Origin of the sequence: Photorhabdus tasmaniensis, assembly GCF_011189505.1 — a bacterium.
GTDB lineage: Bacteria > Pseudomonadota > Gammaproteobacteria > Enterobacterales > Enterobacteriaceae > Photorhabdus > Photorhabdus tasmaniensis.
The window spans coordinates 158,266-168,894 of the sequence record NZ_PUJU01000001.1 but is presented as its reverse complement, the minus strand read 5'-3'; the positions used below and the strand labels follow the sequence as shown (position 1 = coordinate 168,894).

Annotated in this window: 14 protein-coding genes; 1 reads left to right on the top strand and 13 read right to left on the bottom strand. The window is 39.8% G+C overall.

The annotated features are described in order from the left end of the window. The 13 genes from C5471_RS00670 to C5471_RS00615 all read right to left on the bottom strand — a co-directional run. The coding region (locus C5471_RS00670) for a helix-turn-helix domain-containing protein (protein WP_166295522.1) at window positions 1-397 on the bottom strand (397 nt) is incomplete at its 3' end. A 269-nt stretch (window positions 398-666) separates the two neighbouring features. Then, complete coding sequence (locus tag C5471_RS00665; protein ID WP_133814236.1) at window positions 667-789, bottom strand: DUF29 family protein; 123 nt, start codon at window positions 787-789, stop codon at window positions 667-669. Between the two features lie 94 nt (window positions 790-883). Further along, window positions 884-1,906: a Fic family protein gene (locus C5471_RS00660; RefSeq protein ID WP_133813549.1), complete on the bottom strand. Its 1,023-nt coding sequence runs from the start codon at window positions 1,904-1,906 to the stop codon at window positions 884-886. 557 nt (window positions 1,907-2,463) lie between these two features. Next, on the bottom strand, window positions 2,464-3,375 hold the full coding sequence (gene rdgC, locus C5471_RS00655; RefSeq protein ID WP_133813550.1) for a recombination-associated protein RdgC: 912 nt from the start codon (window positions 3,373-3,375) through the stop codon (window positions 2,464-2,466). Window positions 3,376-3,477: 102 nt separating this feature from the next. Then, on the bottom strand, window positions 3,478-3,609 hold the full coding sequence (locus C5471_RS25480) for a VapC50 family PIN domain-containing toxin (RefSeq protein WP_479687629.1): 132 nt from the start codon (window positions 3,607-3,609) through the stop codon (window positions 3,478-3,480). Window positions 3,610-3,780: 171 nt separating this feature from the next. Continuing rightward, a complete protein-coding gene (locus tag C5471_RS00650; RefSeq protein ID WP_036843675.1) occupies window positions 3,781-4,149 on the bottom strand; it encodes a Mor transcription activator family protein in 369 nt (122 codons plus the stop codon). Between the two features lie 34 nt (window positions 4,150-4,183). Beyond that, the gene (locus C5471_RS00645; RefSeq protein ID WP_133813551.1) at window positions 4,184-4,579 is read right to left on the bottom strand and encodes a gp16 family protein; all 396 of its coding nucleotides are present in this window, start codon (window positions 4,577-4,579) and stop codon (window positions 4,184-4,186) included. 98 nt (window positions 4,580-4,677) lie between these two features. Next, window positions 4,678-4,869 (bottom strand): hypothetical protein, encoded by a 192-nt coding sequence (locus C5471_RS00640; RefSeq protein WP_036843673.1) that lies wholly within the window; start codon window positions 4,867-4,869, stop codon window positions 4,678-4,680. A gap of 461 nt (window positions 4,870-5,330) precedes the next feature. Continuing rightward, complete coding sequence (locus C5471_RS00635; protein ID WP_166295519.1) at window positions 5,331-6,503, bottom strand: ExeA family protein; 1,173 nt, start codon at window positions 6,501-6,503, stop codon at window positions 5,331-5,333. 238 nt (window positions 6,504-6,741) lie between these two features. Further along, window positions 6,742-8,526 (bottom strand): DDE-type integrase/transposase/recombinase, encoded by a 1,785-nt coding sequence (locus tag C5471_RS00630; protein WP_133813552.1) that lies wholly within the window; start codon window positions 8,524-8,526, stop codon window positions 6,742-6,744. 52 nt (window positions 8,527-8,578) lie between these two features. After that, window positions 8,579-9,532: a DUF3102 domain-containing protein gene (locus tag C5471_RS00625; protein WP_133813553.1), complete on the bottom strand. Its 954-nt coding sequence runs from the start codon at window positions 9,530-9,532 to the stop codon at window positions 8,579-8,581. Window positions 9,533-9,551: 19 nt separating this feature from the next. After that, window positions 9,552-9,860 carry a helix-turn-helix domain-containing protein gene (locus C5471_RS00620; RefSeq protein ID WP_040153029.1) on the bottom strand — a complete coding sequence of 103 codons (309 nt, stop codon included), beginning with the start codon at window positions 9,858-9,860 and terminating at the stop codon, window positions 9,552-9,554. Between the two features lie 66 nt (window positions 9,861-9,926). After that, a complete protein-coding gene (locus tag C5471_RS00615) occupies window positions 9,927-10,115 on the bottom strand; it encodes a DNA-binding protein (protein WP_036777229.1) in 189 nt (62 codons plus the stop codon). A gap of 90 nt (window positions 10,116-10,205) precedes the next feature. Between C5471_RS00615 and C5471_RS00610 the strand changes: the two genes are divergently transcribed. Continuing rightward, window positions 10,206-10,622: a helix-turn-helix domain-containing protein gene (locus C5471_RS00610; protein WP_133814237.1), complete on the top strand. Its 417-nt coding sequence runs from the start codon at window positions 10,206-10,208 to the stop codon at window positions 10,620-10,622. The last annotated feature ends 7 nt before the right edge of the window (window positions 10,623-10,629 follow it).

Here is a 10,629-nt window from a genome sequence, read left to right as displayed (position 1 = left end):
GTTTTTTATAAGAGAAACCCTGACGGTGTAGCCATTTATTCATGCCTGGAATGCTAAAGGTAATATTCCAGAGCTGAGCAACATAGGCCACGATTTCATGGGTGTGATGGAAAAGATGTTGAGATAAGTGGTTGATTAAAAGGTCAGTTTGCTCTCGAGAAAGTAAACTATCAGACCCCCCATTATCAGATTTAAGTTTCCCCTGATTGAGGTAATCACGGATATGGCGGTCAACGGTGGTCTGATGGAGTCGCAATGCCTGGGCTATCATGACAGAACTCCAGCCTTCAGAAGCCAGAAGGATAGCTTTTATTCTGTCTCGTACTTGACCATCACGAGTGGTGTCGTGAAGACGTTCAAGTTTGATTTTTTGTTCTGATGTAATAAATATTTTCATAGCGAGGATAATGATCTCCATTTCGGATAAAATCAAGCATCTTCAATGATTACGGGTATATATCTAATAATAAGTTAACGCTGGTAGATAAAGGCGCAACGCCTTCAACGGTAACATTTTATTCATTAGAGTTCAGCAATCATTAGTTTGATATTTGAATAATGGGATAGTAAATATATAATCCGCACTGTAAAATGTGAGATTTATTATTAATCTGAACGCTGGCTTTAGCCAGCGTTAATAAAATGTATTTCAGTAAACTTGTAAGATTATTCTGGATAGAAATCCTGGGATAAAATCTGCTCCATATGCCAGATACAGGACTCAGGAAAAACATCCAGCCTAGTTTCATCAGCAGCGCTTGCAACTGCATCAGACCATGCATCATAGATTTGTTCTGTGTCAAAGAATCATGATGCCGTCAAAATAGGGTATCATCACCAAAAGGTGGAGATTGGTTACTTTCACTATTCATGGTGAATTAATTTATTGTTGTTTTAAATTCAGCCCTTTTTCTGTCAAGCGATAACGTTGTAATGGACTATTGGGTTTTTCTGGGCGACTCATTTCAATCAATTTGGCTTCTAGCGCAGGTTGCAGATAGCGTAGACGGAATGAGCTACGATCTTTTAATTCAAGCGTTAATTGAAGTTGTTCACGGTTCATTTCCCCTTCCAACGCCATAATTAATTGTCTAACTTGATGGGTAACTTGATGGGTAACTTGATGGGTAACTTGATGGGTAGATGTTAGAATTGCGTCGCGTATCATGCTCAACATAAATTCAATAAAGGGTGCACAATCAGTTTGTTGGGTGCTGAGATTAATTGCTTGATAGTAACTAGCCTGATACTTATAAACCAGACTTTCAACTGGGATGAATTCAAATAATGAGTTCCAGTGGTTCAAGATTAATGTCTGCCACAATCTGCCCATCCTGCCGTTACCATCAGCAAACGGGTGAATAAATTCAAATTCATAATGGAAGATGCAACTGGCAATAAGTGGATGAATATCCGTAGAGTTCAGCCAGTAAAAAAGATCGGCCATCAGTTTTGGAACCCGGTTTGCCTGTGGAGCCATATGAATGACTTTTTCTCCATCCATGACACCAACGCCACTGTGCCGATAATTACCTGCATTATCTATTAATCCTTTCATCAGAACAGAGTGGGCTTCCAGTAAGTTTTGCTCTGATGTGCAATGCCAGTGGTTGAGCTTTTCATAAGCCTGGATAGCATTACGCGCTTCTTGTATTTCACTGATAGGTGCAATGATTCGCTTTCCTTCAATAATTGCTGTGATTTGGCTTGCGTCAAGTAAGTTACCTTCAATTGCCAGTGAACCGTGAATTGTTCGTATCCGATTGATACGCCTCAATCGCAGGGCTTTTATTTGCTCCTGTTCTGTACTTAACCGCCCGATATTCTCACTGATTTCAGCGACTAATTGGATCATGTTAACTGTGATTGAGAAAGGTGGTTGATAATCTTTTTTAGCGGAATTCATTGAACACCTTAATTGGATTTATAGGATTACGGTAAATAGCTTTAATTCTGTTATTGGGTTTTGAAAGACGTCGGTATTATCGCCAGTAAGGTGAGATTGAGCAACAGATTGGCGATTCATTGAATCGTTCAATGAGTAATCCTGCTTATATCAGCGCATTGAGTACTTCATTGATTCCCCAGTAAAATTCATAAGTACAGTGAGGATTTTGGCAATCTTTAACACCTTCTTCTATCATTTCACGTGGACAGAGGGTTTCGACGGATTCAGCGACATAATCGTGAACGCCGCCCTCATCAATGATTGCGCCTTCCCTGAAAGGGATAAGTGTGGTTAAACAGATAAATCAGTATCAAGTAATTGGCAAATTATATGGGAATCTGGGTTATTATTAGTTAGTGAATCCAATTATTTATATTTGTAAATATTGGCACTATGCTTACTGGAAAACGCGCTATTTTTTCATTTGAGCTCCTGTTGTTGTTGATGAAGATATTAAAGTTAGAAATGCCGCTCTGAAAGAAAATCCAAAGCGGCAGATAACTTAAGGGCTGCTGTTATTTTTCCGCTTCGCCACCCAATGCTTCAATCGTGTTTTTAATCAGCGCACTTAATTCACCAGCCATTAAAATAAAGTCAGCATCAAACCGTTGGGCAAAATCTTCTCGATCGATATCATCATTTTGTTCACGCAGGGTATCACTGAATTTTATGCGTTTGAAAGCACCATCATCTGACAACATAAACTGAATACGCTCTTCCCAGTCGAGAGCCAATTTAGTAACACATTTTCCGGCTTCAATATGGGTGGCGATTTCATCAGAAACCAGATCCTGTTTTTTACAGCGAATTACCCCACCTTCTTCCAGAATTGCTTTCAGTTCGGCTTCATCCATTAAAGCAAAGCCCGCCGGTAGATCACCGGAACGTACCCATTTTGTCAGAGTTAATTCTATTGGATCTTTAAATGTCAGAGGAACAACAGGTAAAGAACCGAGGCTTTTTCTCAACAATGCCAAATTATCTTCGGCCCGTTTAGCACTGGCGGCGTCAACAATGATTAGATTATTGGCTATATCGATCCAGATATAAGTTTGGCTGAAACGGCTAAATGCTCGTGGCAGCAGGGTATGCAATATCTCATCTTTCAGAGAGTCTTTCTCTGTTTTTTTAAGTTTGCGATGCTGTTCTCCTTCCAGTTTTTCAATCTTTGCTTGTAGTGCTTGCTTGATAACCGGTGAAGGCAACATCTTCTCTTCTTTACGGGCGCAAATCAGGATGTGATTATTTGCAACATGAGTGAAAGCGTCGCTGTGCGAACCCATTGGCGATATCCAGCCTGTTTTCGCCATATCCTGACTGCCACATGGGGTAAACGCTAACGGACTTAATTGTTTTTCCAGTTCATCCGCAGAAAGTGAAATTTCCCGGTTTAAACGGTAAATCATTAAATTTTTGAACCACAACATTGAAGTTACCCCATATTTTTGCTCAGTTAATCGGTGAGCATCTCAAACATAAGTCCGCATGATAACGAATCACAGAGATAAGCCCTAGTCTCTTGTGTCAATTTATTTAGCTGTCATAGGTAGCCCCTGTTTAAAGAGCATATTCAGAAACTCGTCGGCATCCATTGGGGGATATTTCAACGATTGACGCTGTCTTCTGACCGCTTTCAGAGCAAACGCAGGATTTATGATCATAAGTAAGATATTTAAAAAGAAACTGAAAGATAATTATGGGAAAAACTTGGACTAAGTGGGAAGTTATGGAGATTAAATTGTAAATCCTTTTCAGTATTTGAAAGGCAGACCAAACAAGAATCATGTGTAGTCTGCCATCTGATTTTACTAAGCTCAATTAGTTTGACCTACCTATTCAGACTCGTTATCGAATAACTTACCTTGCAGGCGATCCAGTTCCTCCTTTCGAATACGTTTCACTACGCTGTAAATCCATTGAATAGAAACACCAAACTTACGAGCCAGGTCATGATGATTTTTACCGTTAAATTCGTTGAAAATCTCACGATCACGGAGGCTGACTTTCCAAACCATGCCCATAGGAAAATAGACATTCTGACCTCCCCAAACCTGCATCATATGGTTCGCAACAGCTTCACCAATTTGTTCGGCTAACGCAGGCTCAACATGGATTATTTCACTGACCGTGCAGGCTGTATGCTGTGCCAGTTCGACCAGCAGCTCAGGACCTTTGCTACGAAAGTTATTCACATCATTCATACTTTTTCCTCGTGAACGTAGTTCTGCCACTTTTTCAGTTTTTCAGTTTTTCAATAATGCTGCTGGCTTGGTCTGAATCCAACCATTGTAAACCATCAATATCCGTTTCACGCTTAACCCAGTGAGCTAAGGCTCGTTCAGAACTATTATGAACAATACCTATAGATGCCATTTCCAACCACAATGCACGTATCTTCTTTGATTGGGGGTGACTATCTAATGAACGCGATGTTTTGGATTTCCTAGAAGATTTAATCTTAAAACCGAGCTTTTTCATAGCTTCCAAAACGCGAGTTAACTGCGGGATATCCATCTCCCGCATAGAGGTTTTTCCAGTTTCTGAAAGTAGCATCTGGTGATACGTATCCTCATCTAGTTTTAGATTACTACGTGCAATATGAATAAGCTGAATAAGTTTCTGCTTTGCCATCTTATTCATCCTCTGCTATGTATTCTCTAATTGAATAAACCAAAATAGCCAGCATTAATTTGATACCACTGAACCTTACTTTTCGATATAAGGCCGTTTTATCCATGAGTGGTCTCCAATGGCTGTAAATCCCATGTTGCCACAGATACACCGTATTGCTGACTACAATGTGGACAAACCAAGATTAAATCGACAACCCACTCACCAAATTCAGGAGTCTGGATAACCTTGGCTTGTTTTAGATTCATTTTTTCAACAGGTTGTTTGCAGTGATTACATGTTATTTTCATAAATATGTTCCTTACTTAATTTTCTGTTCAAATTGGATAATTGAAAAATCTTCTTTCCCTGAATTAATTGATATTTCATTAATATTTTCTTCAATAGCTTGATTTGTATAATTGTAGGGTGTAGGAAACGGCTTGAGCTTTAAACAGAATTTTTCTTTCTACCATATTTAATTACCTGTTACTTAATGAATGTGTTTATTAATGCCAATATATTTTCTTCTTTTCCTCAAAAAAGAAACTTTCTTTCAAGTGGATCGACAATGAAATGACGAGCTTAATATTTTCAAGACTTCCATTTCTTTAGTTATGGTATGTTCCGTCCTTGTTGTAACCAACTTGAAATTAATAAAATCAGAAATTAGTCGAATCCGCCTTGAATATTTAACTTGTGATAAGTCAGTTTTAATATGAATATTGTCAATATTAATTGTTAAATAGAACTCTTTCTTATAATGATATCTTTAGCTAACACTGCGAATAATATTGGCATCAACCATAGGTATCTCATTAATTGCAGCCATGTTCATCGCTGCAATAATCAAGTTTCCGATAGCTAGTGGATATAATAAACTAACAGTTTCTTTACCGCTATGCCGACTAAGACATAAACGGTCACGGATAGCACCAATAGCGCTATTATCTAAAATCTTGTTAGTCTTCATGCCTACGCGGCCAAATTTAAAATCCAGAAATATTTCCAGATAATCATTAAGAGGAAACAAATTAACAACTTCACAACGTTGCACTACTTCACGAACCTCTTGATTACGTTCAGATAGCTTCAATTCCAGCTCAGACTGACCAATCAAAATGATCGATAACAGTTTTTTAAATCCATCTTCCAGCTCAAAGAATCGTTTAAGGTGTTTTAATGTCGGTAAAGGCAACGAGTGTGCTTCTTCTATTATTAACACATGTTGATAACCAGCCCGAGAACTGTCTTTCAATATCTTGTGCAACCGGCGGAAGCGTGCTTCAGGCGATCGTTTCAGGTTTTCCAACGGTGCCAAGGTATTCACAATAGCTTCAGCAATGTTTGATGCTTTCAAGGTTTTACCTTTTACATCATTGTCTTCCATTGCTAATACATAGGGTTCAATAACAATAACAGGGGTATTTTCCCTGTTAATACGGTCAATAAGATCACGACGCAGCGTCGTTTTACCTGAACCCGATTCCCCTGATATTGCCAGAAAACCACCATAGCGGGCTGTTTGATACATGGCTTCCCGTACATAACGGCTATCTGGAGTCATAAAAACATCTTCAGCACTTTGAATTGCACTATCTTCAAATGGATCACGAAATAAACCAAAATGCTTTTTCGTAGCTGGAAATAACACTTGTTTTTTTAGTAACATGTTTTCCTCCTCAAAAATGAGGGTTGTATTTTTATTATCGGTATAGTTATCTAATTTGTCGGTTGCTTGTACTACCTCAAAACTTTTTGCAGTATCGATACCTCTTTTTGCCAAGAAATCAGTAATACGCTGACGAATTACATCCACGTTCTGCCGTGGCCATATATTGTGATTAACAATTTGAGCCAACGCCGCCGCTGAAATTCCTGCGGCACTTGCTGCTGCATTTTGCGTTAACTGATTTGTCTGTAACTGTTGTTTAAACACCAGCATAATAATCCCCCGTTAAGCGACTACCTTTATTTCTGCATATGCCATTGATAATAAGAGATAGCAACATCATTCCCTGGAAAAATATCCTATATACTTCTTACGTTATAATGGATTTCACGAAAACAGACTATGTCACTTTTATAAATAAATCTTAGTTGTAATTTTAATCACCAGTAAAGGTAGTGGATCATGAACTTTAATTGCCATTTTTCTTTTCCTTAATATACGCTATGAAGAACTAATTACTGTTGATAATGTTGTGTACAACAGTTGTTGATTGCCCCATGAATTCATCAACCAACTTATCAATTTGATCTGTTGGAACACCATTAGGAAAGCGTTTAACTATTTGCTGATAAAATTCACCACACCATGTCTTGCCATGTGATTGGAACCGTCCACGTAAAATTTTGACAACATCAACAGGGTTCATAAGCTGTTCAATACGTGGACCATGTACCGTAGAAGCTTGTCCACGTTTTGGCATATACGTTGGTGCATCATTACGTTCAATATCCAAATATGGATCAAACCGACCATTGAGGGGCAGTGTTTTCAATTTACGTGCTATTTCAGTTTCAGCCGTGTTGTTTGTTCCCATGATTTTCTGTTCAATTTCGGCTAAATTACGTTGTGCAATTGTTTGAGGAATGGCCTGGAATTCACTACCAATTACAGGTGCACCGATGGCAAAGCCGTACTCATCTTTAGTGACTTCATTAACAAGATGGAAAGCATCAAAGCCATCTTCACCAGTAATGACTACTTGTGCCTCTTTGTCACGCCACGGATTGCGGGTGATCATGATTGAATCACCAACACTCACGCTAGGAACAGTACTGACGTCATACTCACGTCCCCTGAAAGATACTCGCAAGGTTGCCTGTACTTTACGGCTTTCTGGTGCGCCAATTGCCAATTCACGACAAACGTTAATGGCAGGTGCTTTTACTAACTGTTCTGCTGTGATTTTTAGCCAGCAATCTGTACGGGTTTGTCCATGTCGGCTATGTATTGCACTGCGGTTAAACTTCATACGCCATAGCCGTGCCAGACGGTTAAGTTCATCAATATCATCAATCTGTCGAAAACGTAAACCGGATTCGAAATTGCGTTCGATGATGTCACGCGCTTTTTCAACAGAGCCTGTAGCGCGGGCGTTACGGGCCTTGTGTTGTATCATTTGAATGCCTAGAGCTTTGCACAAGTTACGTAGTGTAGGTGCTGTCAAAGCTGAACCTGGGTCAGTAAATAAAATTTGGGGTACACCGTGTAATACATCTGCGTCACCACGATCTTGCATTGCGTTAATCAATATAGAAGTAAAATTCTGACTGGTTTCACCGCCAAATAAGTATTCAACATATATCCACCCACTTGTGTGATCTGTTAATTCAAACGACCAGACACGATCGTTAATGATACGATCCAGATTTTTCGGCTTATTTTTATTAAATTCAGCCACAGGCATCATGCGTAACCCACTGTCAATTCTATTGTTTTTATTAGGATTTTTTAGGTAATACAGTACACAAATTGAGGCGTCTAATTCCCAGACATGATTGGGATGCAGGCTAGCCAATTGTAGGCTAGGCGCAGGCACTTTCAACTGTTCAGGATGAAGTTTGTACTGGCGCAATGCACGACTAATAGCGTCAATGGATAATGGAGAAAATTCGCCCGTTTTGGTATCAATATGACCTGCATTAATCAGGCCGTTTGAGCGCAGATCATTGACAGCCTGTTCGAGGCTATATAACCGTTTCCCTGTATTACGAGTGGCTTCCATCAAAACCCCTGAGATCAAAGTTGCTTCTTCACGTGTCAACGCGCTATTACCTGCATCAGAACGTTTCTTGCGAGGCTTTTTACCAGAAACTTCACCAAGTTTTTTAATCAATGTTGAACGTGACATACACAGCTCTTCACAAGCCGCCCGATATATTGCCTCTTTGCTGCCATGTCCGGCTTTATGTGCTGCCTGTGCAATAGCAACTAATCGTTCGGTCATTGTGGTATTCATGTTATTACCCTTATTTTTTCAGTCTCTTCTCAAGCATTTTTTCAATTCAAATTTATTCATGTTCCTCTTTCTTATCCATCCATTCTGGTCGTTTGAATTCTTCTTCTGCCTCCGCACCTTCTCTAGCCCAATCAGGTATAGTGTTACGTTCTCTATATTCAGGCAGATTAAAGTGGTTACGCAGGTTATGAATTTTGACTTCAAGATCGTCAAGTACACCCGCCATAAACCCAATATGGCTAATATCGGTGCGAGTGGTATGGTCATTAAGCGTTTCAAACCCATTGAAAAGATTGGTGATAGCGGCATCAACAGCAAAAGACAATGAATTAACCTCTTGTATCAAAGCTGCACCTTCTTCTTCAGGTTTTTCATGATTAATTCGGCGCTGAAGTTTGTGCTGGATTTCAGATTTTTCTTCAATCAGACTACTGACCAGTTCCTTTTTTTCCTGCACCGTCTGGCGTGAAGTTTCCAGATCAGCGCGTGTATCACGCAGGGTCTTACGTAGTTCGCGGACAGACATGCGATCAATATCATCTAATGTCAAACCTGCTACAGTGCCACCTTCAGCCAACTCTGACAGTTCATCGTCGTCTTCAAGCATCAATTCATACAGTTTGGAACGTCCCAAAAGCGAAAACGTTTTCGCTTTTGTCTCTAATCCAGGTGAAAGAAATTTGAGCGCAGCTTGTGCCATTTTTTGAGCAATGCGGGGTTCCAGACCGAGTTGAGCCTTAACAATGTCAACAAACTCGCCATGAGGTTCATTCTCTTTAAGAATAATGAGACGCTTCCCAGCTTCCAGCATCGCTTCAGCACTCTGAGCCATATAGAAACGGGTTTCGTGAACGATACGTTCACGTTCATACGGCAAACCATCACCAAACTGTTCCATGATTTGCAGACGGTGTGTTGTCATAGCGTTAAGATTGGCCTGCAGATCGTCGGCAAGTTGAACATCTTCGGCCAGTTTTACTGATGTTGTATTTTTTGAGCGTGCCATTGTATAAATCCCCTGTTAATTAATTTCTGCTACCAGCTAGAACGCGCTGATTCATTTCTGTAATTCTGGCTTGAGTGTTAGCCATTTCATTAGAGAACGATTGTGCTATTTGCAGTAATTGCATACCTGGTGCATATCTGCCGCTACTCAGTTTTTGCGCCAGCCCTTCTTCTATTAATGTATTTAGTGCACGATTAATATTTGCGGGAGATTCCCCCAGTAATTCCGCTAATTCACCATTACTCAGCCCAGACAAGGAATGACCACGTAGCGCCTTAAGAACCCGTAATATGCGCGTACCAGAACTGGAAACGTTAATTTTGCGCATGTCACATTCTCCCTTTTCAATATGTGATAATCTGTTACATAAAGTGATAAAATAGTTAGGCTAAATTTAAATGCCTAAACTTGGCGTTTTCAGACCTAGCTTTACAGCTATTTCATGGGCCTTTCCGTAGTTAGCTTTGGATTGTCCATTAAGAACTCGGTATACAGCTTCACGGGAATACCCGTTCTCCTGTGCCCATTGGGTAATAGTGATGCCGTGTTGATGAAAGCGGCTTTTAATTTTCTCGGGTGTCATGTTATGGCCTCCGGTAATGCAATGATGTTTGTACAATACATGACATTATTGTCCCATTAATGGGACTTTTAAAGGGTTTTGGTGACAAAAATGTCTCTTGGCGAGAGATTAAAAAAAGAGCGTGAGCGATTGGGGTTTAGTCAGTCTGATTTCGCGGAGATGGTTGGCGCATCAAGAAAATCACAGATAAGGTGGGAAAAAGACGAATCTGCACCAGGAGCTGATGCTATAAGTCTTTGGGCAAAAGCGGGTCTTGATGTGTTGTACTTAATAACAGGACAAGTTCAACAGTCAGCCTCTATCGCTTACAAAAACAGTGAGATAGATGCAGAATTACTGGGAAAAATTGTTCATAAACTAGATTCGATGGCACAACAGGCTAATCGCCGCTGGACGCCCGATGAACTCGTCCTGCAATCATCAAAAATATATAACTTTTTAATTAAAGAGTCGGTTGTCGATGACAGTAGAATTGACAGAGTATTAAAGCTGGTTGTTAATCATTAAAAAAATT

Excerpts from the sequence above, each read along its gene's own strand:
- C5471_RS00660 (WP_133813549.1), bottom strand. The coding sequence starts at position 1,906 with ATGAATTCCGCTAAAAAAGATTATCAACCACCTTTCTCAATCACAGTT.
- rdgC (WP_133813550.1), bottom strand. The coding sequence starts at position 3,375 with ATGTTGTGGTTCAAAAATTTAATGATTTACCGTTTAAACCGGGAAATT.
- C5471_RS25480 (WP_479687629.1), bottom strand. The coding sequence starts at position 3,609 with ATGATCATAAATCCTGCGTTTGCTCTGAAAGCGGTCAGAAGACAGCGT.
- C5471_RS00650 (WP_036843675.1), bottom strand. The coding sequence starts at position 4,149 with ATGAATGATGTGAATAACTTTCGTAGCAAAGGTCCTGAGCTGCTGGTC.
- C5471_RS00645 (WP_133813551.1), bottom strand. The coding sequence starts at position 4,579 with ATGGCAAAGCAGAAACTTATTCAGCTTATTCATATTGCACGTAGTAAT.
- C5471_RS00640 (WP_036843673.1), bottom strand. The coding sequence starts at position 4,869 with ATGAAAATAACATGTAATCACTGCAAACAACCTGTTGAAAAAATGAAT.
- C5471_RS00635 (WP_166295519.1), bottom strand. The coding sequence starts at position 6,503 with ATGCTGGTGTTTAAACAACAGTTACAGACAAATCAGTTAACGCAAAAT.
- C5471_RS00630 (WP_133813552.1), bottom strand. The coding sequence starts at position 8,526 with ATGAATACCACAATGACCGAACGATTAGTTGCTATTGCACAGGCAGCA.
- C5471_RS00625 (WP_133813553.1), bottom strand. The coding sequence starts at position 9,532 with ATGGCACGCTCAAAAAATACAACATCAGTAAAACTGGCCGAAGATGTT.
- C5471_RS00620 (WP_040153029.1), bottom strand. The coding sequence starts at position 9,860 with ATGCGCAAAATTAACGTTTCCAGTTCTGGTACGCGCATATTACGGGTT.
- C5471_RS00615 (WP_036777229.1), bottom strand. The coding sequence starts at position 10,115 with ATGACACCCGAGAAAATTAAAAGCCGCTTTCATCAACACGGCATCACT.
- C5471_RS00610 (WP_133814237.1), top strand. The coding sequence starts at position 10,206 with ATGTCTCTTGGCGAGAGATTAAAAAAAGAGCGTGAGCGATTGGGGTTT.